28 protein-coding genes are annotated in these 24,062 nt (G+C 39.0%); 9 read left to right on the top strand and 19 right to left on the bottom strand.

Going from position 1 to position 24,062, the window contains the following annotated elements; genetic code table 11:
- Positions 1–58: 58 nt before the first annotated feature.
- The 3 genes from RIC88_RS13165 to lysA all read right to left on the bottom strand — a co-directional run bounded on the left by RIC88_RS13165 (position 59) and on the right by lysA (position 2,163).
- Positions 59–412 carry an SRPBCC family protein gene (locus tag RIC88_RS13165; RefSeq protein WP_350218010.1) on the bottom strand — a complete coding sequence of 118 codons (354 nt, stop codon included), beginning with the start codon at positions 410–412 and terminating at the stop codon, positions 59–61.
- Between the two features lie 77 nt (positions 413–489).
- Positions 490–831: a TfoX/Sxy family protein gene (locus tag RIC88_RS13160; protein WP_350218009.1), complete on the bottom strand. Its 342-nt coding sequence runs from the start codon at positions 829–831 to the stop codon at positions 490–492.
- 123 nt (positions 832–954) lie between these two features.
- Positions 955–2,163, bottom strand: coding sequence for a diaminopimelate decarboxylase (gene lysA, locus RIC88_RS13155; RefSeq protein WP_350218008.1), 1,209 nt, complete (start codon positions 2,161–2,163; stop codon positions 955–957).
- Between the two features lie 198 nt (positions 2,164–2,361).
- On the opposite strand from lysA, the gene RIC88_RS13150 reads away from it, so the two are divergent.
- The 4 genes from RIC88_RS13150 (at position 2,362) to RIC88_RS13135 (ending at position 4,987) form a co-directional block, all read left to right on the top strand.
- Positions 2,362–3,054 (top strand): LolA family protein, encoded by a 693-nt coding sequence (locus RIC88_RS13150; protein WP_350218007.1) that lies wholly within the window; start codon positions 2,362–2,364, stop codon positions 3,052–3,054.
- Positions 3,051–3,404, top strand: coding sequence for a membrane protein insertion efficiency factor YidD (gene yidD / locus RIC88_RS13145; RefSeq protein ID WP_350218006.1), 354 nt, complete (start codon positions 3,051–3,053; stop codon positions 3,402–3,404). Before RIC88_RS13150 ends, yidD begins: the two co-directional genes overlap by 4 nt.
- 79 nt (positions 3,405–3,483) lie before the next feature.
- Positions 3,484–4,248 (top strand): TM2 domain-containing protein, encoded by a 765-nt coding sequence (locus tag RIC88_RS13140; RefSeq protein ID WP_350218005.1) that lies wholly within the window; start codon positions 3,484–3,486, stop codon positions 4,246–4,248.
- A gap of 205 nt (positions 4,249–4,453) precedes the next feature.
- Positions 4,454–4,987, top strand: a complete 534-nt coding sequence (locus RIC88_RS13135) for a hypothetical protein (protein WP_350218004.1) — start codon at positions 4,454–4,456, stop codon at positions 4,985–4,987.
- A gap of 34 nt (positions 4,988–5,021) precedes the next feature.
- On the opposite strand, the gene RIC88_RS13130 is transcribed toward RIC88_RS13135, so the two are convergent.
- The 8 genes from RIC88_RS13130 to rpsT all read right to left on the bottom strand — a co-directional run bounded on the left by RIC88_RS13130 (position 5,022) and on the right by rpsT (position 11,970).
- Positions 5,022–5,414 (bottom strand): NINE protein, encoded by a 393-nt coding sequence (locus RIC88_RS13130; protein WP_350218003.1) that lies wholly within the window; start codon positions 5,412–5,414, stop codon positions 5,022–5,024.
- A gap of 67 nt (positions 5,415–5,481) precedes the next feature.
- The gene (gene rny / locus RIC88_RS13125) at positions 5,482–7,047 is read right to left on the bottom strand and encodes a ribonuclease Y (protein ID WP_350218002.1); all 1,566 of its coding nucleotides are present in this window, start codon (positions 7,045–7,047) and stop codon (positions 5,482–5,484) included.
- Positions 7,048–7,109: 62 nt separating this feature from the next.
- Positions 7,110–7,394 (bottom strand): cell division protein ZapA, encoded by a 285-nt coding sequence (locus RIC88_RS13120; protein ID WP_350218001.1) that lies wholly within the window; start codon positions 7,392–7,394, stop codon positions 7,110–7,112.
- Between the two features lie 15 nt (positions 7,395–7,409).
- On the bottom strand, positions 7,410–7,706 hold the full coding sequence (locus RIC88_RS13115) for a hypothetical protein (RefSeq protein ID WP_350218000.1): 297 nt from the start codon (positions 7,704–7,706) through the stop codon (positions 7,410–7,412).
- A 1-nt stretch (position 7,707) separates the two neighbouring features.
- A complete protein-coding gene (pheT, locus tag RIC88_RS13110) occupies positions 7,708–10,119 on the bottom strand; it encodes a phenylalanine--tRNA ligase subunit beta (RefSeq protein WP_350217999.1) in 2,412 nt (803 codons plus the stop codon).
- A gap of 70 nt (positions 10,120–10,189) precedes the next feature.
- A complete protein-coding gene (locus tag RIC88_RS13105; RefSeq protein ID WP_350217998.1) occupies positions 10,190–10,786 on the bottom strand; it encodes a DUF1684 domain-containing protein in 597 nt (198 codons plus the stop codon).
- A 133-nt stretch (positions 10,787–10,919) separates the two neighbouring features.
- On the bottom strand, positions 10,920–11,612 hold the full coding sequence (gene radC / locus RIC88_RS13100) for a RadC family protein (RefSeq protein WP_350217997.1): 693 nt from the start codon (positions 11,610–11,612) through the stop codon (positions 10,920–10,922).
- A 106-nt stretch (positions 11,613–11,718) separates the two neighbouring features.
- Positions 11,719–11,970, bottom strand: coding sequence for a 30S ribosomal protein S20 (rpsT, locus tag RIC88_RS13095; protein WP_350217996.1), 252 nt, complete (start codon positions 11,968–11,970; stop codon positions 11,719–11,721).
- 158 nt (positions 11,971–12,128) lie between these two features.
- Between rpsT and acs the strand changes: the two genes are divergently transcribed.
- Positions 12,129–14,024 carry an acetate--CoA ligase gene (gene acs, locus RIC88_RS13090; RefSeq protein ID WP_350217995.1) on the top strand — a complete coding sequence of 632 codons (1,896 nt, stop codon included), beginning with the start codon at positions 12,129–12,131 and terminating at the stop codon, positions 14,022–14,024.
- On the opposite strand, the gene RIC88_RS13085 is transcribed toward acs, so the two are convergent.
- A complete protein-coding gene (locus RIC88_RS13085; protein WP_350217994.1) occupies positions 14,021–14,716 on the bottom strand; it encodes a TapB family protein in 696 nt (231 codons plus the stop codon). The genes acs and RIC88_RS13085 overlap by 4 nt on opposite strands.
- Before the next feature lie 101 nt (positions 14,717–14,817).
- Between RIC88_RS13085 and RIC88_RS13080 the strand changes: the two genes are divergently transcribed.
- On the top strand, positions 14,818–15,042 hold the full coding sequence (locus RIC88_RS13080) for an AbrB/MazE/SpoVT family DNA-binding domain-containing protein (RefSeq protein ID WP_350217993.1): 225 nt from the start codon (positions 14,818–14,820) through the stop codon (positions 15,040–15,042).
- Positions 15,042–15,428 carry a type II toxin-antitoxin system death-on-curing family toxin gene (locus RIC88_RS13075; RefSeq protein WP_350217992.1) on the top strand — a complete coding sequence of 129 codons (387 nt, stop codon included), beginning with the start codon at positions 15,042–15,044 and terminating at the stop codon, positions 15,426–15,428. Before RIC88_RS13080 ends, RIC88_RS13075 begins: the two co-directional genes overlap by 1 nt.
- A 67-nt stretch (positions 15,429–15,495) precedes the next feature.
- On the opposite strand, the gene RIC88_RS13070 is transcribed toward RIC88_RS13075, so the two are convergent.
- Positions 15,496–17,895, bottom strand: coding sequence for a ribonucleoside-diphosphate reductase subunit alpha (locus tag RIC88_RS13070; RefSeq protein ID WP_350217991.1), 2,400 nt, complete (start codon positions 17,893–17,895; stop codon positions 15,496–15,498).
- A gap of 36 nt (positions 17,896–17,931) precedes the next feature.
- Positions 17,932–18,927, bottom strand: a complete 996-nt coding sequence (locus RIC88_RS13065) for a ribonucleoside-diphosphate reductase small subunit (protein ID WP_350217990.1) — start codon at positions 18,925–18,927, stop codon at positions 17,932–17,934.
- Between the two features lie 420 nt (positions 18,928–19,347).
- Between RIC88_RS13065 and rplU the strand changes: the two genes are divergently transcribed.
- Positions 19,348–19,659: a 50S ribosomal protein L21 gene (rplU, locus tag RIC88_RS13060; protein ID WP_350217989.1), complete on the top strand. Its 312-nt coding sequence runs from the start codon at positions 19,348–19,350 to the stop codon at positions 19,657–19,659.
- Positions 19,660–19,665: 6 nt separating this feature from the next.
- Complete coding sequence (gene rpmA / locus RIC88_RS13055; protein WP_350217988.1) at positions 19,666–19,926, top strand: 50S ribosomal protein L27; 261 nt, start codon at positions 19,666–19,668, stop codon at positions 19,924–19,926.
- Positions 19,927–20,070: 144 nt separating this feature from the next.
- Here rpmA and RIC88_RS13050 read toward each other — a convergent pair whose 3' ends face one another.
- The 5 genes from RIC88_RS13050 to RIC88_RS13030 form a co-directional block, all read right to left on the bottom strand.
- Positions 20,071–20,562 (bottom strand): NUMOD4 domain-containing protein, encoded by a 492-nt coding sequence (locus RIC88_RS13050; RefSeq protein WP_350217987.1) that lies wholly within the window; start codon positions 20,560–20,562, stop codon positions 20,071–20,073.
- A 100-nt stretch (positions 20,563–20,662) separates the two neighbouring features.
- Positions 20,663–21,112 (bottom strand): sterol desaturase family protein, encoded by a 450-nt coding sequence (locus RIC88_RS13045; RefSeq protein ID WP_350217986.1) that lies wholly within the window; start codon positions 21,110–21,112, stop codon positions 20,663–20,665.
- A 49-nt stretch (positions 21,113–21,161) separates the two neighbouring features.
- Entirely contained in the window at positions 21,162–22,004 is an 843-nt protein-coding gene (locus RIC88_RS13040; protein ID WP_350217985.1) for a phytoene/squalene synthase family protein, read from the bottom strand.
- Complete coding sequence (gene crtID, locus RIC88_RS13035) at positions 22,001–23,500, bottom strand: bifunctional phytoene desaturase/3,4-desaturase (protein ID WP_350217984.1); 1,500 nt, start codon at positions 23,498–23,500, stop codon at positions 22,001–22,003. Before crtID ends, RIC88_RS13040 begins: the two co-directional genes overlap by 4 nt.
- A complete protein-coding gene (locus RIC88_RS13030) occupies positions 23,490–23,996 on the bottom strand; it encodes an RNA polymerase sigma factor (protein ID WP_350217983.1) in 507 nt (168 codons plus the stop codon). Before RIC88_RS13030 ends, crtID begins: the two co-directional genes overlap by 11 nt.
- Positions 23,997–24,062: the final 66 nt, after the last annotated feature.

The raw sequence follows: 24,062 nt of genomic DNA, 5'->3' as shown, positions 1-24,062 counted from the left end.
TAATCACAAAAAACCTACTAATTACATATATTTTAGTAGTATTTAGTAATTACCCTTTTCAATACTTAGGATTTCCTTCGGCAAATGCTTTAAAGTCCTCCATAAAGGACATTGTCTGTTTCTTGAATGGAGACTTGCCCATGAAAAAAGCCATTAGTTTCATGAAACCGGAGAACTTGAATTCGGTCTCAGAAATCCATTTGGTTTTTTGACCTTCATCTTTAAAGTAATTCTTTTGGATATTGACTACTCCCTTCGTCTGATAGTTTCCATGAAATTCATCCGGGAGATTTCTAAAAGTGATCGTCTCAATCAATTCCATTTTTCGTTTTCCGAAATCATACTTTATGTCAAAGAGCTTGATGACCTCATCTCGTGGCTTGTCAATAACAATTTCGCAAGTGTATTTCATGGTTGTGTGTTTTGATCAATGATAGTTTGGTCAATAAAAGTTAAAAAGTATTTCTGAAAAATCACCCGAAAGCATGGTCACTTCTTCTTTGACGATTTTGCTTCTTTATTGAATTTCAGGCATTGATCCACCCATTCATTTAGCATTGTATTGTCTTCCCATGCTTCAGCATCTACATAAACGTACCCTTTCATGGGTTTTTTGGTGAAATCCATGATACGAGCTCCAGGTTTCTCAAGAAACTCTTCATATACATGCGGCCCAATTCGTGCCATCAAATCATCCTTGATTACTCCGATACACATTTTGTCATCTACCATGATGCAAAGGCCACCCATCATGTTCTTTTCAACAAATGAGACCCTGCGCTCTTTTAGTGATTGTCTTAGTTTATCAGCCAGGTATTCATTGTAAGCCATAGTTTGTAGTATTTCAATTCATTTGAAATTGCGTATCCCAATAGGAGTATTCCATCTTCTGACGAAATGAACCATACGTTATGGACAAAAGCTGCAGCTTTTTTAGTTCAAGGAATCAGATGATCAAAATTTAATTTCTGTATCTACTTGAGTGACCAGCATATCCTCGATAGTCTCCCTTCTTTTTATCAAATGATCTTTCCCGTCATAAAACATGACTTCAGCAGGCCTTGGTCTGGAATTATAATTAGAGGCCATGGTGGAACAATACGCGCCGGCATTTTTAAACACCAGCAAATCATTTTTCCGTACCTCCGGTATTATTCTATCCGAAGCAAATGAGTCAGTCTCGCACACATAACCAACGACATTGTAAACTTTCTTTTCACCGTCAGGATTTGATAGGTTTTCGATGTGGTGATATGCATGATAGAACATGGGTCTAATCAGGTGATTGAACCCGGTATCCAGCCCCACAAATGTGCAGGATGTCGTTTGTTTGATCAGGTTTGCTTTTGCAACAAAATACCCGGCATTACTCACCAAGTACTTACCCGGCTCAAACTCCAGGGTATATTCCTTCCCTTGCTTTTCGCAAAACTCGTTAAAGGATTTGCTGAATTTTTTACCAAAAGAGGAAATATCTGTATGAAGATCGTCGGGCTTATAAGCCACCTTAAATCCACTTCCAAAATCTATATGCGTGACCGAGTCAAATTTTTCAACTACGCTAAATACCAATTCAGCAGCTTTTATAAAAATATCGGCATCCAGGATATCCGATCCGGTATGGACATGAATCCCCATAACATTGATCCCTAGTTTATTTACAATTCGCTCAACATTAGGTATCTGGTGGATGGAGATTCCGAATTTTGAATCAATGTGGCCAACTGAAATATTCTGATTTCCCCCCGCCATCAGGTGTGGATTGATACGAATATAGATCGGCACGTTGGGATGGTTCATCCCGAAATACTCCAACGTATAAAGGTTGTCTACATTGATTTTCACACCAAGATCTATAGCCGCTTCATATTCTTCTGTTGAGATATTATTAGGAGTGAATAAAATATCATCAGCAGGATATCCGGCATGTAGTCCCAGATGAACTTCTTCAATAGAGACACAGTCCAATCCTGCTCCCAATGATTTAAATAATTTTAGTACCGCTTGATTATTCAATGCCTTGCAGGCATAGTGTACTTTCAGTTTACTAACCTTAAATGCTTCTATGAACTGTTTATAGTTTTCCTTCATTTGATTGGCATCATAGATGTAAAGAGGGGAGCCGTAAGTGCTGGCTGCTTGAATCAAGCTTGCATTTTCCATTTTATTTTATAAATCTGTTAAACAAAAAAACCGAAGCGCTAACTCCGGTTTTGATAATATTCTAATGTATTTAAAATTCAATCAATAGCCGGACTAAAGGAGTCGTTTAGACTTCTTAGTAGATTTTCTTTTTTTATCCGCTATTATAAACATAATGACAAAAGTAAATCATTATCAATTACTGATTAAAATTGCCCCATGATAAAAGTGATTATTTCGATTCTACTGTTAAGTTTCATCCCTATTAGTCAGGGCCCATTCAAGCTTGCCAAGTTTGAAATGGAAAAGCGGACAAATAAAGATGGAAAAACCATAAAAATGACAGCAGATATCTACTTTTCCTCTAATGGGAATATGGTGTCTCATTTTTTAACTCCGGCCGAAGTATACATTATCAACAATGAAGAAGGTGAATTAAAAATCTACAACCCGGTTGCTAATCAAGTTTTTGAATCAACAAATTACCAATCAGGTTCACAAAGCACAACGTTTTACTATTTTCTCAAGAATCAATATGCTGATATGGGGCTGAAAAGAGTTGGATTTGAATTAAGCGATATTAAGGTGGAGAATGATCTACTTATTAATTATTGGACCCCACCCAAGAAAGTTGATGGATTTAACGATATTGAATTGGTTCGAAAAGCTAGAAAGCCAATATTTATGGGGTATCGAGATCGAAAAGGCAACTATCTAAAAAAGGTATTCTATTATGATTACGAGCACATTGGTTATGGTATTGATTTCCCCACTACGATTACGGAAATTGATTATGTAGAAGGTGATTCAATTGTCTCTAAGACTACTTTTAATTCATTCAGGTTTGATGATGAGTCAGATTTTGAAATGTTAAATTTTGAAATTCCAAAAGATGCCAAACTTGTAAAATGAGGTATTTTTTTATCGTCACTTTTTTTTGTGGGTTCATTAGTTTAAGCGCCCAACAATTTTCAGATTTTGAGCTTATTGAGCGAACCATTTCGGTTGCACATCCTAGTGATTTAAGAGCTACCCATATTACTGTAAATCAATTTTTTGATACATGCATCTATGATGAAAAATGTGGTGTTTTTATGAAAAAATCCTTTAATCAATTCGGATTTGTTAAGGGTTTTTTTCTAAGTGTGGATAGAAGATTAAGATGTTCATCACTCACAAGAAGTCAAGTATTACCTGTCAGACTCACTAAAGAAGGCTTTATCACTGATCATGCTGAAGATTACGCTAATAAGGATAATTAGCATCATTTTTATGATGTACAGCTCTGGCTTAATATATGGTCAGGATAACTTTCATCAAACTTTCAACTTTATCCAACATTTGCAGGAAATCGAAGCTTATGATGAAGGAATATATTTTATTGATCAAAACATCCCTAACTCAACAGGCTCCACGCTCGATTCACTACATTATTTTAAAGGATACTTTAACTATTCCTTGAAACGAATTGATCAATCCATCGATGCATTCGAAAGAGTACGAGCATCATCACAAACCATATTTATCAGAGCTCGATTTTTGACGGCATTTCAACATGCTTATTCACGAGATTATAAAATGGCAAATAATTTAGTCACGTTAAATATAGATACCAGTTCGTTTTTGCGAGAGTTAAAATATCTTGAGTTGGCATCTGTAGCGCTTTTGGAAAGGAATTTTACAGGATTCGAAAATTACTCACAAGGATTCACAGGAAAATATTATCAATTAGCAAATGCTGAAGAAGGACTTAGGCGCAATTACGAAGGACTTTTAAAATTGAAAAGAAAGTCACCTGCTGTAGCTGGATTACTATCTGGTATTTTGCCAGGGCTTGGTAAATTTTATATTGGAAAAACAGGAGAGGGTTATCTGACACTTCTTTTATCTACTATAGTTGGTTTGCAGGTGCGAGAGGCATACCTAAAGGATGGCAGTAATAGTACAAGGTTTAAAATATATAGTGGAATATTTACGGCTCTTTATGTTGCCAATATTTGGGGATCAGTGGTCTCTGTGAAAATTTATAAAAGCGAAATCAATGACACTTATGACGAAGCTATTCTTCTTAATATGCACGTTCCTCTGCGAACCATTTTTGACTAAAGCCCAGGACTTCCCAGACGATCAAGCTTTATCCGCTTTAGTAGAGATTGAACAGAAAATATTTTCTGAGACTCATATTGAGATTGTAGATAGTTTACTTTTTATCAAGGCAAAAATTTATAAGGAAGCTGAGCGCTTTGAAGAAGCATTAAAAACTTTAAATAGGATTAGTAACCTATCAGGCTCGAATCTTTCAGCTCAGGTTTTGAATGAAAAAATCAAGAATAACTACTTTATAAAGAATCATGTTCAAGCGAAAAATTTGATCCTTGAAACAACATTTTTGGATGGGTATCAAAAGACAAAGGAGATAATTCTTTTTGAAACACTCAACTATGTTGCACTTCAAGAATTAGATGCTGCTGAGAGGAGTTTCTTCGCTTTGATTGCTGATGCTGAACCTGTTAATGAAACATTTAGGAAAATCAAATTTAAAAGCACTGAAAAGGCCTTTGTTTTATCCTTCATCATTCCGGGTTCTGGACAGATTTATGCAGGACATCCCTTAAAGGGCGTGCTCAGTTTAAGTATTCAGGCACCACTTTTTTATTTTGGATTGAACGGAATACAGAGAGGGTACATATTCACCGAGTCAATTCCATCTATAGCACTATTTCAAGGGTTCTATTTTGGAGGAGCAGAATATGCAAAAGAATTAGTGCTTCAAAGAAACCAAAGGGAAGTTGAGGAATTGAGCCTAGCCATATTACGTAAAGCAAAAAAAGAGGTCTCATTCTAAAATGAGACCTCTTCTAACATTTATTTGATTTTTCTTACCACATAATAAAAGCATTGCTTCCCACGTACTTGCTGATATCATCGCTATTGATAATCAATGCGATTAGATCACCGAAAGGAATTATTCCAAATATGCCTCCAAAAGTGAAGAAATATCCAAGTATAAGAATCCAAGTACCTCCAAGATACAATCTGTGAATTGCAATACCTCCTAAGAAGAAATCGATTACACAAGCAACCCAAACATTGGGATCAGCAGCTTGAACGGACATTAGCTGTGCCATTTCAGCTCCATTTTCAAAAGGGTTTATTTGTTCAGAATTTTCCAGTAAATCCTCTACTGCGTTATCGTTTACTTGGTAGGAATTCGCAAATGAATAAGAAACAAAGCCTATTGTAAGGCAGATAGTAAATAGTAATTTTTTCATAGGTTGTTTTTTTTATTAAAGTAATCAAAACCCGCTAAACTGAGAAATAATTACTCAATTAAAACTACTATTTAGCAAAAGCAACAGCCCTGGTTTCCCTGATTACCGTCACTTTGATTTGTCCGGGATACTGCATGTCTTTTTCTATTTTCTGAGAAATATTGAATGAAAGATCGCTAGCTGCCTTGTCATCTACGTTTTCCGCATCCACAAGTACTCTCAGCTCCCTGCCTGCTTGAATCGCATAGCACTTATTCACTCCCTCAAAATTCAAAGCTATTCCTTCCAGGTCTTTCAATCGTTTCAGATACTGCTCCATGATTTCACGTCTTGCGCCAGGTCTGGATCCGGAGATGGCATCACATGCCTGCACGATAGGGGAGATCATAGATGTCATTTCTATTTCATCATGGTGTGCGCCAATGGCGTTACACACTTCTGCATTTTCCTTGTATTTCTGTGCTAGCTCCATCCCGATAATTGCATGAGGTTTTTCCGGCTCGTCCGGCCATACTTTACCAATATCATGGAGTAGTCCTGCGCGTTTTGCCAGTTTTGGATTTAGCCCAAGCTCAGAAGCTAGGGTTGCACATAGGTTGGCTACCTCTCTGGAGTGTTGCAACAAGTTTTGACCGTATGAAGAACGGAATCTCATACGCCCCACCATCTTGATCAGTTCAGGGTGAACGCCGTGGATTCCCAAGTCGATTACTGTTCGTTCACCTATTTCAACAATTTCCTCATCGATATTTTTTGCAGTCTTGTTTACGATCTCTTCGATACGTGCCGGGTGGATTCGACCATCCTGTACAAGTCTGTGCAATGAAAGCCTGGCGATTTCTCTTCTCACAGGATCAAACCCTGAAATGATAATTGCTTCGGGAGTATCGTCCACAATGATTTCCACTCCGGTTGCAGCTTCAATGGCGCGAATGTTTCTTCCTTCTCGTCCAATAATCTTTCCTTTGATGTCATCACTTTCAATATTAAAAACAGAGACTGTATTTTCAATGGCATGCTCGGTGGCGGTACGTTGGATAGCTTCAACGACTATTTTCTTCGCGTCTTTAGTTGCGGTCATTTTAGCTTCCTCTACAATCTCCTTGATGTGGGCTGAGGCACTGGTTCTGGCCTCATCTTTCAGTGCTTCCATCAGTTGAGCTTTAGCTTCTTCAGCAGGAAGATTGGCAGCCTTTTCCAGGATGGCCACTTGCTGTTTTTGCATTTTCTCAAACTCATCCTTTCGCTGGCGTGCAATCTCCATTTGATTGGCAAGGGTTTCTTTTAGTTGGTCCAGCTCATCTTCCTTACGCTTGACTTGCTCAAACTGTTTGTTAAGATTCGATTCTTTTTGCTTGAGCTTTTGCTCGTTGGTAAGGATGATGTTTTTCTTGCGGGCAGTCTCTTCTTCAAACTCACTGCGCATCTTAAAGAGATTCTCTTTCGCTTCATGAATTTTATCTTTTTTGATTCCTTCAGCAGTAACTTCTGCTTCTTTAAGGATCAGCTTGCTTTGCTCTTCAGCTTCTTTTACTTTCTTGCTTGCATTTTTTCCTTGCATGAATCTGCCTATGAGCAGACCAATAACTACCCCAACAACGGCAGCTATTACAATTATAATTGTGGTGTCCATGTGTATGTATTTGAATGGTTCAAATAACAGGACAGTCAGGTGTCTAAATCAAGGGCACTATATCAGATTGAGTTACTTATGAGCTGGTTTAATTTTGAAATTTCTCCGAGCGCAAAATCATCAGAAGCTTCCGAGACTTCCTCTCGTTTTAGTTTTTCGACCAGACAATCAAAAGCTACCATGGCCACCAGATCTTGCGTATCATCAATACCAAACTGGTTTTGGTAATTTTTTATTTTCTCGTTTAAAAGTTTTCCTGCTCTTCTAATCCTTTCTTCATCCTCCGCTTTCACTCTCATGGGATACTCCCTGTTCCCAATTCTGATTTTTATGGATAGTTCGGCCATTCGGTTTTCATTTATTTATTCTGCCAAATGGGCAATACATTTATCTATCTCCTTGATGTAGCCATCAATCGTCTCTTTCAGCTGAGCTGAATCCCCCTCACTGACTACCTTGCTATTTACTAGTTTATTTATTTTCATTTGGTTGTGAAAGGTACTCAGATTAGCCTCCTGACTTTTCATTTTCTCTTTCAGCATGCCGTTCTCATCCCTGGTGCTGCTTAATTCATCTTTCAGGCGCTTGTTTTCACTAAGCACCAACTGAATCTGCCGCTCCAGATTTTGAAATTCACGATATAATTTTTCGCTAGGCATCTTATTTTCGTATGACTGCCCCAAGCTCTTTTTCATATAAACTCATGAGCGCATTCATACTTTTATCTATTTGTTTATCTGTTAAAGTTTTGAATTTATCTTGAAGAAAAAAACTAATTGCGTAAGCTTTTTTTCCTTTTTCTATTTTATCCCCCTCGTAGATACTGAAAAGGTTCATTCTGTTCAATAATTTCTTTTCCTGCCTGAAGGCAAGTTGCTGGATGTCAGCGTAAGATACACGCTTGTCCAATACCAGTGAAAGGTCTCTCTTCACCTCCGGGAATTTCGGTATTGGCTCATAGGTGATATCAGATTTATACAAGCTGACGATAGTTTCCCAGTCCAGTTGAGAATGAAAGACTTCCTGCTTGATTCCATAGATGGAAAGAAGTTCTTTTTTGAGCTTGCCAAGTATCCCGAGCATCTTTCCCTCTTTCTTGATGACCACTCCGTATTCGTAGAGTGAGCCTTTTTCTGAAGGTATAATCTCAGTTTTTCTTATGCCTGCATATTTCAGCATTCCCATCACAGTCGTGCTCAAATCATGGAATGAGTTTTTGCGAGGTTCATCCAACCAGTTGGCTTCTTTTGTATTTCCTGTTAAGTAAAAAGAAAGCCATTCCGTCTCTTTATATTCTTTGTTTTCTTTTTTGTAGGAACGACCAAACTCAAAGAATTTGAGGTTCGGGTTCCTTCTATTGATATTGTATACAACTGACTCCAAAGCAGTATAGACTGGTGAAGTTTTCATAATTGTCAATTCTTCACTTGAAGGATTGAGCATTTCCACAGGTTCTCCTCCCAGAGGAAATTTCTCATGATATTTAGGATTGGTCAGCGAGTTGGTCAATATTTCTGAATATCCCCAACCAGCAAGAAATTTTGATAAATCTTCCTGAACTCTGTAAGGCTCATGGACATTAAACTCCGCCAAATAATCTGCCGAAAAATCTTCGTCAAGCTCTACCTCATTGAAGCCATAAATCCGAAGAACTTCTTCCACTAAATCAGCCGGCCGGGTCACATCACTTCTATAAGCCGGAACAATAGCTTTGAATCCGGTCTCGGTTACATTCTCTGTTTTGATATCCAGCCAATTGAGGATTTCAATAATCAGTTTGTGATCTAAGGTTTTACCTATCAACCAATGAAAATGTTGAAACGTTATCTCAATTTCTTTTTCTTTGATTGGCTCAGGGTAAATGTCCACAATCTCAGAAGCAGCATAGCCCCCAGCAAGCTCAAGAATTAAAGAAGTCCCCAGCTTTACTGCAGCAACGGTCATTTCAGGGTCTGCGCCTCTTTCATATCGAAATGAAGCATCCGTTGAAATCGTATGTCTCTGAGCTGTAGATCTAATACCATCTGCGTTCCAATAAGCACTCTCAAGGAAGATCGCCGTTGTTTCTTCAGTCACACCTGATTTCAGCCCTCCGAGAACACCTGCTATGCACATCCCTTCTTCCTCACCATTGCAGACCATCAGGTCTTCTTTGCTTAGCTTTCTTTCCTTTCCTTCCAAAGTGGTGAAAGGAGTTTTCTCCTTGAGTGTTTTGACAATTATCTTATCCCCCTTTACATGCGAAGCATCGTATGCATGCATCGGCTGTCCAAGGGAGTGCAGTACATAGTTTGTTACATCTACTACATTATTAATAGGTTCTAACCCGATGGATCGAAGTTTCCATTGCAACCAGTCTGGTGAGCTTTGCACCTTCAATCCTCTGATGGTGATGCCGGAGAATCTAGGACATCTGTCGTGATTTTCTACTTGTACAGAAATCGGCTGATCTTCCTTTATGTCAAAACTTTTTGGTTTTGGAATCTTTAGTTCCTTTCGGAAATACGCCTTTAAATCTCTTGCCGATCCCATGTGGGAGGTAGCATCTCCTCTGTTTGGAGTTAATCCAATTTCGAAAATGTGATCTTCTCCGGTTTCAAACAGCTCTATTGCAGGGGTTCCGTTTGGTTTATCTGTATCAAGGATTATGATCCCATCATGGCTAGTACCCAATCCCAATTCATCCTCTGCACAAATCATTCCTTCGGACACTTCTCCTCTGATCTTAGCCTTCTTGATTTTAAAAGGCTCTCCGTTAGTAGGGTGAATAGTAGCGTTGACAGTGGCCACAAGTACTTTCTGACCAGTCGCAACATTAGGTGCACCACAGACAATATCAGACAATTCACTTGCTCCGATATCTACTTTAGTGACTTTGAGCTTATCTGCATTCGGATGTGATTCACAAGACATCACCTCTCCAACAACAATTCCTTTCAGCCCTCCTGGAATCTTCTCTACTTTTTCAATTCCTTCCACCTCAAGTCCGGTCTGTGTTAGGATGTCTCCTAACTTTTCAGGTGTTTCCGAGAAATCAATGTATTCCTTCAGCCAATTGTATGATATCTTCATTCTTGCTTGAGTCTCTGAATTAAGTGGCAAAAATAAGGAATCTCCTAAGCTGAGGTATTAGTTTTCGATCCTAATAAGGATAATTCTTCTCGCCGGCCTCAATAGCTACTTCCAGGAGATTTTCCGATGGGGGAAGGGGGCAGGTAAAGTCTGCAAAGTAGGCGCAATATGGATTGTAGGCTTTATTAAAGTCAAGCGAAATTTGATCTGACTTACCAATCACTACATCCAGATACCGACCACCTCCATATGTAGTATCTCCACTGGTAGCATCTCCAAAAGCCAATAAGTATTGATTGCCAAAGCCGAGTGCTTTTAGAATCAGCAATGAGCATTCTTTACCTTTTACTTTAAAAGTAGCATTTGCGAATTTTAAGTAAATGGCTGTGGTACCGTCACTATTACCCAGTGTCAATGTTTCTCGTTTAGTGAAACGATCTAATTTCCCATTGACTTTGAAATCTAAGTTAGGCTGGTAGTATTCAACTTTCTGATATTCAACTCCTTTTTGAACGAAGGGACTGGCTTGAGATGACCTAAAGAAATCATGACGGGATTCCCAAAATTGATGGATCTCCTGAATGTATTTTCCATCGTTTCCTCCTGATCGAACCATGAAGAAAATCACCAACACAACCGGGATAAGAATGAGCCATGCTTTTTTCATTTTAACTAGTTATCAATTCCAACAACAAATAAAACCATTTTATTATTTCCTCTCCCTACCCCCCGATACGTCGGACCGTCTCCAAAGAGGGATAATAGGTTATTTTATTTGTCGCATTAAAGCGTTAGGTAGATTACAAAAGATCTTCGTCAGCAAAGCTGAAGTAAGCACTGTCAGTAATGATAAGGTGGTCAAGTACTGAAATGTCAAGTGACTTCCCGGCCTCTTTTAGGCGCTTTGTCAAATTGATATCTTCATGACTTGGCTTCAGGTTCCCACTTGGATGATTATGAGCTAAAATGATTCCACTGGCTGTTTCTTCAAGCGCGCGTTTGAAAATGATTTTTGCATCGACTACTGTCCCGGAAACACCACCCCGACTCAGCATCTCTTTTTTAATCACTTCATTGTTTCGCTTTAGTAATATCAGCCAAAACTCTTCATGATTGAGATCCATGAAGTCACCTCGTAGAAGTTCAAATCCATCATTTGATGAAGTGATCTTGATTCGTTTCAAAGGTTCAGCCTCTTTCCTTCGCCTTCCGATTTCCAATGCAGCCACAATTGAAATGGCTTTTGCTTCACCTATGCCTTTAAATTTTTGAAGATCTTTTACAGAGAGCCGTGCAAGGGATGCAAGGCTATTACCACATTGCTTTAGGATATGTTGTGATAACTCTACCGCAGTTTGTTCTGTATTACCAGAGCCAATAAGTATCGCAATGAGCTCGGCTTCAGAAAGTGCTGACTTCCCTTTGAGGAGTAGTTTTTCTCTAGGTCTATCCTCTTCTGCCCATCGTTTTATAGTCAAACGGTTATCTTCCATAGGAAGATGCAAAATAAAACCTTCGGGATAAACCACTTTGGTTTTGAAACAAAAAAACCCTGCACAATTACTTGAGCAGGGTAAAAAAATGTCTTTTAGCTAAAACTTAAAGTCCAGCTACGTGCTTGGTCAATTGAGACTTCAAGTGACCAGCTTTGTTATTGTGGATGATATTCTTCTTAGCAAGTTTATCCACCATAGAAATAACTTGAGTCAAAAGCTCTTCACCAGCTTTCTTATCAGTTGTTTCTTTTAGTCTTTTAATGAACGTACGAGTCGTTTTGTGCTGATATTTGTTTCTCAGTCTCTTCGCTTCGTTGCTTCTAATTCTCTTAAGTGCTGATTTATGGTTTGCCATAACGCTTTTCTGTATTCCAAAATTTTAGGACTGCAAAGATAGGATTTTTCTTTTGAAATGTAAAAGCTTTTAACAAAGAGAAATTTACATTGTCCATTCATTCAGAATGGTACTCCTATCTCATGGAGCAAAGGTGCACATTTATTAGCTTTAAAAATATGAACGATTTTACTAAAGCACATAGAATATCATCTTTACTTGAATACACGCAAACTTATGATCAAAGCATTAAGGATCCGGAAAAATTCTGGTCTGAAATCGCCGATTCGTTTACTTGGAGGAAAAAGTGGAGCAAGACACTTGAGTGGAATTTTAAAGATCCGGATGTCAAATGGTTCGTTGATGGGAAGTTAAATATCACAGAAAATTTATTGGATCGGCACCTGGAAAACCGTGGAGATCAGGTCGCCATTTTATGGGAGCCAAATGATCCGAATGAAAAGGGTCAATCAATTACGTACAAAGAGCTTCATGCTAAGGTCTGTCAGTTTTCAAATGCCATGATTGAGAATGGGGTCGGTAAAGGTGACCGGGTAATCATTTATATGCCGATGATTCCGGAAGCCGCTGTTGCTATGCTAGCGTGCGCCCGTATTGGAGCAGTTCATTCAGTCGTGTTTGCTGGTTTTTCTTCAAGTGCACTGGCTGATCGAATCAATGACTGTGAGGCGAAGATGGTGCTTACGGCAGATGGAAACTTCAGGGGCTCCAAAACAATCGATGTAAAGGGAGTAGTGGATGAGGCACTGGAGAAATCCTCTGTGGTAGAAAAGGTCATCGTTTTTCAACGAACTAAATCTGATGTCCATATGGAATCAGGAAGAGACATCTGGTGGCATGACGCTATTAAGGGGGTGTCAGAACAGCATGAGGCCGAGGAGATGGATGCTGAAGACTTACTTTTCATTCTTTACACTTCAGGGTCTACGGGTAAGCCTAAAGGAGTGGTGCATACGTGTGGAGGGTATATGACCTTTACCTATTATTCGTTTCTTAATGTGTTTCAGTATAAGCCTGGTGATATCTACTGGTGCACTGCAGATGTGGGATGGATTACCGGTCACTCATATATTGTATATGGTCCATTGCTAGCAGGAGCTACTACTATCATGTTTGAGGGAGTTCCTACTTATCCGGACGCAGGACGATTTTGGGAAGTCTGTGATAAACATAAAGTAAATCAGTTCTACACCGCCCCAACCGCAATTCGAGCGTTGCAAGCGCATGGGTTGGAACCAGTTCAAAAACATAAACTAGATACGATCACCGTGATTGGTTCAGTAGGTGAGCCTATCAATGAGGAGGCCTGGCACTGGTATCATGAACATATTGGGAAGGGCAGGTGCCCATTGGTAGACACCTGGTGGCAAACTGAAACCGGCGGAATTATGATCTCAGCGCTAGCTGGAATTACACCAAATAAACCTGCGCATGCATCTCTTCCATTGCCGGGCATTCAACCTGTCATTGTGGATGCTGATGGTAATGAGCTCGAGGGAAATAATGTGGAAGGCAACCTATGCATAAAACACCCATGGCCATCCATTTTACGAACCACCTATGGTGATCATGAAAGATGCAGACAGACCTATTTTTCTACCTACAAGAACATGTATTTCACTGGTGATGGCGCTAAGAGGGATCACGATGGCTATTTAAGAATACTTGGCAGGGTGGATGATGTAATAAATGTCTCAGGACATAGAATGGGAACTGCAGAGGTAGAGAACGCTATTGACGAGCATCCTAAGGTTGTGGAGTCTGCTGTTGTTGGATTTCCTCATGAAATAAAGGGACAAGGCATTTATGCGTTTGTGATTGCCGAGAAAGAGGGAATAGAGGAGGAGATACGGCAAACCGTTAATAAAATGATCGGACCTATTGCTAAGCCCGATCATATTCAGTTAGTATCCGGTTTACCGAAAACACGCTCAGGAAAAATCATGCGAAGGATTCTCCGAAAGATTGCCAGTAAGGATACTGAAAACATGGGAGATACTTCGACGTTGTTAAACCCTGAGGTGGTCGAAGAAATAATTAAAGGAGCCCGTTAATTTTTATTGAAAGCTGTGAGTAAAGAGTAGCCTGCAAGGTTGCCTTTTTGGTCATAGCTTTCGTTTTTTACCATCCCAACACCCTTTGAAAACCAGGAAGCTGATGAAGTTTCTGTCGTTTTTTTCATTCCCATCATGTTCATAGTTACGATGGTTTTTTGCGTGATTTTATAGGTATCAAAAGAGCCAGCAGGAGTATCTAATGTTTCAGCTTTTTCCACTTTCCTATCGATGATCTCCATGTCCATTTTTATATTCATAGCAGCCTGACTTGCCATGGTGATGGTTACAGTTCCGGATCCATCTTGCAGCGTTTGACCTTCCTGTAAGTCATCCGGGATAGTGATAAAATCTCCTTCTACTTTTACCTCTGCATCTCCGTACTGGCTCAACATCTCCTCCGGGATGAAATTATTGAAGTCCATTTTGATGACATCTCCTTCACAAATGATAGTGTATTCACCATCGGCCACTTCTTCATCTTTCTTATCGAAGAATACATTTTTGACTGTGGCAGATGACCCATCTACATTGAGTACAGTACTAATGGTTCTTCCCTGGGTCTTTCCTTTTTTGTCATATGACGTCTGTTCAAAATTCACGCCTTCCTCAAATGGAAAGAATGCATCATTACACTGGCCAAACAATGAAAATGTAAAAACCGAAAGTGCGATTGACAATAGCTTTTTCATAATGTGATTTTTAGTGATAAGCAATTTACATAATTATATGTAGATGAAATATAACTTTAACAGGTCAATTATCGTTATAATAATTGTTATAATTTTGTATTATGAGAAAGGCTAAAGTAACAACGATTGGATCTTCAGTGGGAGTGGTGCTTCCAAAAGAGATTATAGAAAAATTAAAAGTAGAGAAGGGAGACACAATTTTTTTTGTGGATACTCCCAATGGAATCGAGCTGACAGCCTATGATGTGGAATTTGAGGAGCAAATGAATGCTGCTAAAAAAGTGATGAAGAAATATCGAAACGCTTTGAGGGAGTTGGCTAAGTAATGGAAATTAAATGGTTAACTAAAAAGCTGATTTTCAGTATTCATAATGAGCAAATTTCCGAACATGGAGGACTTGCAGGAATCAGGGATGAAGGACTCTTGGATTCAGCATTAGCGAGACCAATGAACCTTCATGCATATGAAAGCGCTTCCATAATTGAGTGTGCAGCGGCATATGCCTTCGGTATTATTAGAAACCACCCCTTTCAGGATGGAAATAAACGGACTGGTTTCATCTCTGCTATAACTTTTCTGTTGATCAATCAGGTAGGTATTGAAATTGATGAGAAAGATGTCGTGATCTTTATTACAGAATTAGCAGCAGGAAATATTCAAGAGAATGAGGTTGTTAACTGGCTACAGAAGCACTCAAAAACAAAGCCCTGACTTCAAATGGAAAATCAGGGCTTTTAAGAATTACACTTATTAAAATTTCTAATTACCTATTCATTGGTTAAGAACCACACATTTCACAATCATCCGGATTGTCGAGCGAACACTGCATGGCAGCTTGCTGATCAATCTGTGCTTGTGTCTGAGTCGCTGCTGCCGTCTGAGCGGCTGTAACTTCCTTTGGCTGTTCCTGTTTTTCTTTTGATACGGTAAACTTGATTGCGTCAGTAGCAGCTTTCGTTCTCAAGTAGTACATGCCCGTCTTCAATCCTTTTTTCCAGGCATAGAAGTGCATAGAGGTCATCTTACCGAAATTAGCATCCTGTAAGTGGATATTCAGGCTCTGGCTCTGACAGATGTATGCTCCACGATCAGCGGACATATCAATGATTGCCTTCTGTGAGATTTCCCATACGGTCTTATATCTTTCTTTGATCTCATCAGGAATCTCGGTGATGTTCTGAATTGATCCATTCTCAGCTTTGATTCGATTCATCATTCGATCATCCCAAAGGCCTAGATCTATCAATTCACTCATTAAGTGCTTGTTGGCTACAATGAACTCTCCAGACAGTACTCTTCTTAGGTAGAGGTTTGAAGTATATGGCTCAAAGCACTCATTGTTTCCAAGAATCTGAGAAGTAGAGGCTGTTGGCATTGGTGCGAGAAGTAATGAGTTTCTCACCCCATTTTTCTTCACTTTCTGCTTCAGGTCTGTCCAGTCCCATCTTCCTGAATCTGGAGTTACACCCCACATATCGAATTGGAATACTCCTTTAGATACCGGTGAACCTTTAAATGTTTCGTATGCACCTTCCACCTGAGCAAGCTCCATGGAAGTTTCCATTGCAGCAAAGTAGATGGTTTCAAAGATTTCTTTGTTTAGCTTCTTCGCTTCTTCAGACTCGAAAGCCATTTTCAAAAGCAAGAACGTATCCGCAAGACCCTGAACACCAATACCGATAGGACGGTGCTTCATGTTGGAATTTCGTGCTTCTGGTACCGGGTAGTAGTTCACATCAATCACCTTATTTAGGTTTCGTGTGACCACTTTAGTAATCTCATAAAGCTTTTGGTGATCGAATTTCCCATCAATCACAAATCTTGAAAGAGCAATAGAAGCCAGGTTACAAACGGCCACCTCGTCTTTAGAAGTGTACTCCATGATCTCAGTACAGAGGTTACTGGATCGGATGGTTCCCAAGTTCTTTTGGTTCGATTTTTTGTTAGCCGCATCTTTATATAACATATAAGGAGTGCCTGTTTCAATTTGAGCTTCCAAGATTTCAAACCAAAGGTCTTGAGCCTTTATGGTTTTTCTTCCTTTTCCTTCTCGCTCGTACTTTTCATAAAGTGCTTCAAACTCATCCCCATATGCTTCGTAGAGCCCGGGGCACTCATCTGGAGACATGATCGTCCAGTCACCGTTTTCTTCCACACGCTTCATGAAAAGGTCCGGAATCCAAAGTGCATAGAACAAGTCTCTTGCTCGCATCTCTTCTTTACCGTGATTCTTTCTAAGATCAAGGAAATCGAAAATGTCAGCATGCCATGGCTCCAGATAGATCGCAAAGCTTCCTTTTCTCTTTCCACCACCCTGATCAACGTATCTGGCAGTCATGTCAAAGTTTCGAAGCATTGGCACAATTCCATTGGAAGTACCATTGGTTCCTTTGATATATGCACCTGTTGCTCTTACATTATGAATGCTCAAACCAATACCACCGGCCGACTGTGAAATCTTCGCACATTGCTTTAATGTGTCGTAGATGCCATCGATACTATCATCCTGCATGGTAAGTAAGAAACAAGATGAAAGCTGAGGTTTTGGTGTTCCGGCATTGAAAAGGGTAGGAGTGGCATGTGTAAACCACTTCTCTGACATTAAATTGTATGTCTGAATTGCCGAATCAATGTCTTCACCATGAATACCTACAGAAACTCTCATAAGCATGTGTTGTGGACGTTCCACAATCTTGCCATCCAGTTTCATTAAATATGAACGCTCTAATGTTTTGTAGCCGAAATAGTCGTAATTGTAATCTCTATCGTAATCAACCGCATCATCCAGTCTCTTTGCATTTTTTCGAATGATTCCGTAAACCTCCTTAGAAAGTAATGCTGCATTTCCCCCGGTTTTCGGATTGATGAACTCATACATTCTCTTCATGGTGTTTGAGAATGAGGTTTCCGTAACCTTGTGCAGGTTTGAAATAGAAATTCTAGCTGCCAGCTTCGCAAAATCAGGGTGACGTGTCGTCATTGTTGCTGCCGTCTCAGCTGCAAGGTTGTCCAATTCGATGGTAGACACACCATCGTACAACCCATCAATTACCTTCTTGGCAATTTCTACTGGCTTTACATAGTCTGCGTTTAAACCATAACACAGCTTCTCAATCCGAGCTGTGATTTTGTCAAATTTTACGGACTCTCGTCTTCCGTCTCTTTTTACTACTAACATAGGGCTATCGTGATAAGGTGATTACACATAAATTCTTTAAAAATCTTCATCTAAGGAGAACTTGGATTTTCCGCTATTATCTCCATCCATTACTCCGGCTTTCTGGTATTCTCCAACTCTTTTCTCAAAGAAGTTTGTTTTTCCCTGAAGGGAAATCATTTCCATGAAATCAAATGGGTTGGTCGAGTTATATACTTTATCGCATCCCAGCTCATTCAGCAATCTATCGGCTACAAACTCGATGTACTGACACATCAGGTCAGAGTTCATACCGATTAGTTTTACAGGGAGTGCATCAGTTACAAATTCTTTTTCTATCATTACTGCATCCTGAATGATTTTCTGAACAGTCTCTTTAGGAAGCTGATTCTTCACATGATCTGTATAAAGCAAGCAGGCAAAATCACAGTGAAGTCCTTCATCTCGAGAGATCAGTTCGTTGGAAAAGGACAGGCCCGGCATTAATCCTCTTTTCTTCAGCCAGAAAATACTACAAAAGCTACCGGAGAAGAATATCCCTTCAACAGCAGCAAATGCCACAAGTCTTTCAGCAAATGATCCATCATCGATCCACCTCAGTGCCCAGTCAGCTTTTTTCTTCACACAGTCCATTGTTTCAATGGCATTGAAGAGGTAGTCTTTTTCCTTAGGATCTTTTACGTAGGTATCTATTAATAAGGAGTAGGTTTCGGAGTGAATGTTTTCCACAGCGATCTGGAAGCCATAGAAAAACTTAGCTTCTGTATATTGTACTTCAGCAACAAAATTTTCAGCCAGATTTTCATTAACAATACCATCACTTGCAGCAAAGAATGCCAATACATGTTTGATGAAATGTTTTTCATCGTCACTCATGGTATTGTTCCAGTCTTTCAAATCCTGGCTTAGGTCGATTTCCTCAGCAGTCCAGAAGCTAGCTTCAGCTTTCTTGTAATATTCCCAGATGTCACTGTGTTGTATAGGAAAGAGAACAAAGCGGTCTTTATTCTCTCTAAGGATAGGTTCGTCTACGTGTGCTGTTGTATCGCTCATAAATCTCTGTTTTCTGAATAGTTTTTAATCTATTTCCTAAACAATAAAACACCCCTAAGCTCACGAATAAAGTGTGCTTATTTCAAACTTTTTTTAAGTCTTGGGATACAGCCCTAAGAGTGGTTTATTTTTTCTCGCGGCTTGTCTACAAATGTGTTCAAAATGACGGGAAATTCCAAGCAGTTATTACGGGTGCGGAAGGTGTGATTTGGATATTAAATATTTATGATAACGAATTGTATTTTAGTGATTTAGATCACAAATTTGCAATTGCTACTTTGATGAAAACACGCAGAAATGGGGGTAAAAAAAAGTGAAAAAAAATTTAAAATTATTTTCACAGGATTTTATCCGCACTCGATGTTTGGATATTGGTATTGAAATCGTATCTTTGCAATCCTTTTTTCAAAAGAAGATAAAATGTACGCGATAGTAGACATTGCTGGGAAGCAGTATAAAGCAGAGAAAGACAAATTCCTTTACGCTCCATTAATGGAGGGCAAGGAGGGTGCAAAAGTAGACTTTGATAAAGTACTACTAGTAGATAATGATGGTAAGGTGAAAGTAGGTGCGCCTACAGTCAAAGGTGCCAAAGTTTCTGCCAAGATTCTTGAGCATGTGAAAGACGATAAGGTGATCGTGTTCAAAAAGAAGAGAAGAAAAGGCTATAAGGTGAGAAATGGTCACCGTCAGCAGTTTTCTAAAATTTTGATCGAAGACATTAAAGGATAAAATCTCATGGCACATAAGAAAGGTGTAGGTAGTTCGAAAAACGGAAGAGAGTCAGAAAGTAAAAGACTCGGAGTAAAAATCTTCGGTGGACAGAAAGCTGTAGCTGGAAACATTATTGTTCGCCAGAGAGGTACTAAGCATCACCCGGGTGATAATGTTGGTCTTGGTAAAGATCACACATTGTTCGCTTTATCTGATGGTGTTGTGAAATTCCACAAAGGAAGAAAAGACAGATCCTACGTGAGCGTAGAGCCATCTGCAGAATAATCCACTTCCATTTTAGCTAAGATATATTCGCTACCAGCAGGTGGTGAAGAAGGGAAATATTGCGTTAAGCGATTTTAGGTTAGGTTAGTTAGAGTATTAAAAAAGGGTTCCGAATTTTCGGGACCCTTTACTCTTTTATGCCGGTTAGGCTTTTGCTTTATTTTTCTTTGGTCTTCCTGGCAGAACCGTGTCAGGCTTAAAGCCATTTTTGTATCTTTTCTTTCTAGTCTTCCAAACTTTGTAGTTGTTTTTGTTGCCAACTTCAAATTGCCATTTCATATGCTCGGAAGGAGTCATCCATTCCAAATTTTCGAAATAATTGTTTCGTGGGTTGTTGTCTTTGTGAATGATCATGGTTTTTTCTGCATCCTTATTCTTCACAAAAACTTTTGCTGTCTCTTTGTGAGGATATACGGTTCTTCGCTTACCATTATCATCAATTAAGTCCAGGAAGTAACACTTACATATTTTATTCCACCGCTGACGCATAAGCTTTCCACGCAACTTCATGTGCGTCTTACTCCCTTTGTGCCATACCTTTCTGCTTTTACTTCGAATTTTTCCCCTATTGGAGATTTCATAGTTGGAGAACCCTTCGATTGGACCCCAAGCCTCTTCTTTTTTTTGATCTGCCATTTAGCTCGCTTTTTTATTGGTTAATTAAAAGAAGCCGATTCTTTAACGATGATCAAATGTAACGATTTTGTGCAATTTATCAAATGATAATGCAAAAACGTTATTTCTCGTATTTCTTTGGTGCATATAAAAACCCAAAAGCTTCGGCCTCCTTTTTAGTGTGTTTTTCATGGTGTACATAATGGGCACGCATGATGCGCTTCATATACTTGCTTTTAGCTTTAAACGGAATCTTTATTCGTCTGTGCACTATTATATCGTGAAAGATAAAATAGAAAACCCCATAGCATAGAATGCCTATACCAATATACAAAAGCCACCAGAATTCTGTATAGTTATTATATCCAAGGTAGATAGTGAGTATGGACGGGATGCTGAAAACCAATGCAAAAAGGTCATTCATTTCTAGTGCATGATTGTGCACTTTATGATGTGACTTATGCCAGCTCCATAAAAACCCATGCATGATAAATTTATGAGTAAACCATGCAACTCCTTCCATAAAAAGGAAGGTGCCAATCACAATAAGTACATTTATTAGTATCGACATTTAACCTGATGGATTATCGTTTTTATAACGAACGTAATGCTAGTCTTGTTCATTTCACAATGAAATTGAATTTATGTAAAAAGTAGCATTTAATAAGTAATAGAAATTTCTTCCCATTTGGCACTCGAATTCTTTCATTTTTTATTCTGTCAGGTGAAAGACGAGATATTTTTTTGAAAAGCACGGTGTAATAGATATACGCCAGATAAACACCTGCCCGCACTCCATTGGGAAGCTTTATTATTCCAATCAAAGCTTCTTTAAACTCTTTTTTTATATCGTCTTCAATTTTCTTCTTTTCTTCATTGCTAAAATTTTTAAAATCGACTCCCGGAAAATATACTCTTCCTCTTTCATCATAGTCACTCCTGATGTCCCTGAGGAAGTTTACTTTTTGAAAAGCTGAGCCAAGGTGCTGAGCTGGAGTTAGTAACTCTTGATACTTTTCTTCATTTCCGTTACAGAAAACCTTCAGACACATGAGACCTATGACTTCAGCACTCCCGTAAATATATTTTTTGTAATCAGGATCCGAATAATCTGTTTTGCTCAAGTCCATTTCCATGCTAATTAGAAATGCCTCGATCAAATCATGATCTATTTGGTATGTATTTACGACATCCTGAAATGAATGTAATATCGGATTTAAGCTAATCTTCTCTTTTATTGATCTGTACGTATCATCCTTAAATCGCTGTAGCAGCTCACTTTTATTGTGATCGTGAAAAGTGTCCACAATCTCATCTGCATATCTTACAAAACCATAAATCGCATAAATAGGAGCATGGTATTTCTTGTTCAATGTGCGGATGCCCATGGAAAATGAAGTACTGTAAGTCTTGGTTATCAACTTACTGCAATCAAAGGCGGTCTTCGTGTAGAGATCAATCATTGGTTTTTAAAAATAGGGAAATCTTTACCCATTTCTTTTGCCACCACTTCACCTGAAATGAGTGATGGTGGTACGCCAGGTCCCGGGACAGTTAACTGACCAGTGTAATAGAAGTTTTTAAGATTTTTATTTTTTAAAGAGGGTTTTAAGACTGCAGTCTGACGTAATGTATTTGCTAGCCCGTATGCATTGCCTTTGAATGAGTGATAATCCTCAATAAACTCTTTATGCGCATAGCTTCTTTTGGTGATGATATGATCACGAATATTCTCTCCAGTAAATGTCTCAAGCTTATCCATTATTAGATTGAAATATTTTTCTCTTATTTCTTCTGTGTCTTCAATATCCGGGGCTACCGGTATCAATACTACGAGGTTTTCCATTCCCTTTGGTGCGACGGCATCATCAGTTTTTGAAGTTGCTGAGACGTATAACAATGGTTTGCTTGGCCATTGTGGAGTATCATAAATTTCGGTCGCGTGTTGTTTGAAGTCTTCATCAAAGAAAAGTGTGTGATGTTTCAGATTTGGCAGCTGCTTGCTTACCCCGATGTAGAACAGGAGAGATGAAGGGGCCAGTACTCTTGAATCCCAATACTTTTTGCTGTAATTCTGAAAGTGCTGAGGGAGAATATGTTGATCAATGTAATGATAATCTGCTCCAGCCACAACCATGTCACATTCATAAGATTTAGTAGCTGTTTCTACAGCAGCCACTTTCTTTCCACTGAATGAAAAGTTGGTTACTTCCTCACCTAACTTTATTTCAACCCCTAATTCTTCGGCAAGCTTAACCATGCCTTGAACCACTGAATTCATACCACCTTTGGGATACCAAGTACCCAGAGATAGGTCTGCATAATTCATAAGACTGTAAAGGGCAGGTGTGTTTTCAGCAGTAGCTCCTAAAAAAAGAATGGGGAACTCCATCAACTGAATAAGCCGCTCATCTTTGAAGTGTTTGCGAACGTGCCTGGAGATAGAGGTGAATACATCCATCTGGAGAAGACCAAGAAGCAATTTCAAATCAACAAATTCAAGCAGTGACCGGCTTGGTTTGTACACCAGTTTTTTAACTCCTACATTGTATTTATACTTTGCTTGCTTTAAAAAGGATTGTAGTTTTTTGCTACTACCCGGCTCAATGTTTTCAAAAAGTTTTTCAAGCTCAGACATGGTTGCTGGGATGTCGATTGTATCATTTTTGAACTTGATTCGATAAGAGGGGTCAAGCCGGTCTAACTGGTAGTAGTCAGAAACTTTTCTATCGAAAGTGGAGAAGAACTTCTCAAACACATCGGGCATCCAATACCAAGACGGCCCCATATCCCAGGTAAAACCTTTATCAGAGTAGCTCCTGGCTCTTCCTCCAGGCTGATCATTTTTTTCAAGGAGGGTCACATTGTAGCCCATCTTTGCCAGATGGCAGGAACAAGAAAGGCCGGAAAATCCGGCCCCTATCACAACAACTCTACTATGGAAATTCTTAGTTTGCATATACTTTAAGTCCCTTTTTCAATTCCTTTCTGGCGATATGAATTCTATTTTTCACAGTTCCGATTGGAATATTTAGTTTTTCAGCGATTTCGTGATACTTGAAACCTCTAAAATACAAGGTAAAAGGAACTTTATGAATGTCTTTAAGGCTGTCAATGGATGCCTTAATGTCTCTCATTACGAAGTTTCCTTTTGCGTTGTTTTCAATGACAGAACCTGATGAGTTAATGAAGTGGTTATTCTCTGTTGTATCAATAAACGTATTTCTCCTCACCATACGCTGATAATTGGTAATAAATGTATTACGCATGATGGTATACATCCAGGCTTTTAGATTGGTGCCATCCTGAAATTTATCTCGATTGTTATAGGCTTTGAATACGGTTTCCTGTAATAGGTCATTCGCATCTTCTCCGTCTTTGGTCAATTTCAAAGCATAAGGCTTCAGGGAGCTTGTTAAGTTTTCTATTCTATAACCGAATTCTAAAGCTGTCATATTGTTTAACGTTTGGTTGTAAAATTTAAACGAAGTTATAGATATTTTGTTTAATAAAAAAATAAA

This window comes from Ekhidna sp. (genome assembly GCF_040220215.1).
Classification (GTDB): domain Bacteria; phylum Bacteroidota; class Bacteroidia; order Cytophagales; family Cyclobacteriaceae; genus Ekhidna.
Note: the sequence above shows the minus strand (reverse complement) of the source record. Positions and strands in the feature narration are given on the sequence as shown.

Bases quoted from the DNA above. Each gene is read 5' to 3' on its own strand.
- RIC88_RS13165 (WP_350218010.1), bottom strand. From the start codon at position 412: ATGAAATACACTTGCGAAATTGTTATTGACAAGCCACGAGATGAGGTC.
- RIC88_RS13160 (WP_350218009.1), bottom strand. From the start codon at position 831: ATGGCTTACAATGAATACCTGGCTGATAAACTAAGACAATCACTAAAA.
- lysA (WP_350218008.1), bottom strand. From the start codon at position 2,163: ATGGAAAATGCAAGCTTGATTCAAGCAGCCAGCACTTACGGCTCCCCT.
- RIC88_RS13150 (WP_350218007.1), top strand. From the start codon at position 2,362: ATGATAAAAGTGATTATTTCGATTCTACTGTTAAGTTTCATCCCTATT.
- yidD (WP_350218006.1), top strand. From the start codon at position 3,051: ATGAGGTATTTTTTTATCGTCACTTTTTTTTGTGGGTTCATTAGTTTA.
- RIC88_RS13130 (WP_350218003.1), bottom strand. From the start codon at position 5,414: ATGAAAAAATTACTATTTACTATCTGCCTTACAATAGGCTTTGTTTCT.
- rny (WP_350218002.1), bottom strand. From the start codon at position 7,047: ATGGACACCACAATTATAATTGTAATAGCTGCCGTTGTTGGGGTAGTT.
- RIC88_RS13120 (WP_350218001.1), bottom strand. From the start codon at position 7,394: ATGGCCGAACTATCCATAAAAATCAGAATTGGGAACAGGGAGTATCCC.
- RIC88_RS13115 (WP_350218000.1), bottom strand. From the start codon at position 7,706: ATGCCTAGCGAAAAATTATATCGTGAATTTCAAAATCTGGAGCGGCAG.
- pheT (WP_350217999.1), bottom strand. From the start codon at position 10,119: ATGAAGATATCATACAATTGGCTGAAGGAATACATTGATTTCTCGGAA.
- RIC88_RS13105 (WP_350217998.1), bottom strand. From the start codon at position 10,786: ATGAAAAAAGCATGGCTCATTCTTATCCCGGTTGTGTTGGTGATTTTC.
- radC (WP_350217997.1), bottom strand. From the start codon at position 11,612: ATGGAAGATAACCGTTTGACTATAAAACGATGGGCAGAAGAGGATAGA.
- rpsT (WP_350217996.1), bottom strand. From the start codon at position 11,970: ATGGCAAACCATAAATCAGCACTTAAGAGAATTAGAAGCAACGAAGCG.
- acs (WP_350217995.1), top strand. From the start codon at position 12,129: ATGAACGATTTTACTAAAGCACATAGAATATCATCTTTACTTGAATAC.
- RIC88_RS13085 (WP_350217994.1), bottom strand. From the start codon at position 14,716: ATGAAAAAGCTATTGTCAATCGCACTTTCGGTTTTTACATTTTCATTG.
- RIC88_RS13080 (WP_350217993.1), top strand. From the start codon at position 14,818: ATGAGAAAGGCTAAAGTAACAACGATTGGATCTTCAGTGGGAGTGGTG.
- RIC88_RS13075 (WP_350217992.1), top strand. From the start codon at position 15,042: ATGGAAATTAAATGGTTAACTAAAAAGCTGATTTTCAGTATTCATAAT.
- RIC88_RS13070 (WP_350217991.1), bottom strand. From the start codon at position 17,895: ATGTTAGTAGTAAAAAGAGACGGAAGACGAGAGTCCGTAAAATTTGAC.
- RIC88_RS13065 (WP_350217990.1), bottom strand. From the start codon at position 18,927: ATGAGCGATACAACAGCACACGTAGACGAACCTATCCTTAGAGAGAAT.
- rplU (WP_350217989.1), top strand. From the start codon at position 19,348: ATGTACGCGATAGTAGACATTGCTGGGAAGCAGTATAAAGCAGAGAAA.
- rpmA (WP_350217988.1), top strand. From the start codon at position 19,666: ATGGCACATAAGAAAGGTGTAGGTAGTTCGAAAAACGGAAGAGAGTCA.
- RIC88_RS13050 (WP_350217987.1), bottom strand. From the start codon at position 20,562: ATGGCAGATCAAAAAAAAGAAGAGGCTTGGGGTCCAATCGAAGGGTTC.
- RIC88_RS13045 (WP_350217986.1), bottom strand. From the start codon at position 21,112: ATGTCGATACTAATAAATGTACTTATTGTGATTGGCACCTTCCTTTTT.
- RIC88_RS13040 (WP_350217985.1), bottom strand. From the start codon at position 22,004: ATGATTGATCTCTACACGAAGACCGCCTTTGATTGCAGTAAGTTGATA.
- crtID (WP_350217984.1), bottom strand. From the start codon at position 23,500: ATGCAAACTAAGAATTTCCATAGTAGAGTTGTTGTGATAGGGGCCGGA.
- RIC88_RS13030 (WP_350217983.1), bottom strand. From the start codon at position 23,996: ATGACAGCTTTAGAATTCGGTTATAGAATAGAAAACTTAACAAGCTCC.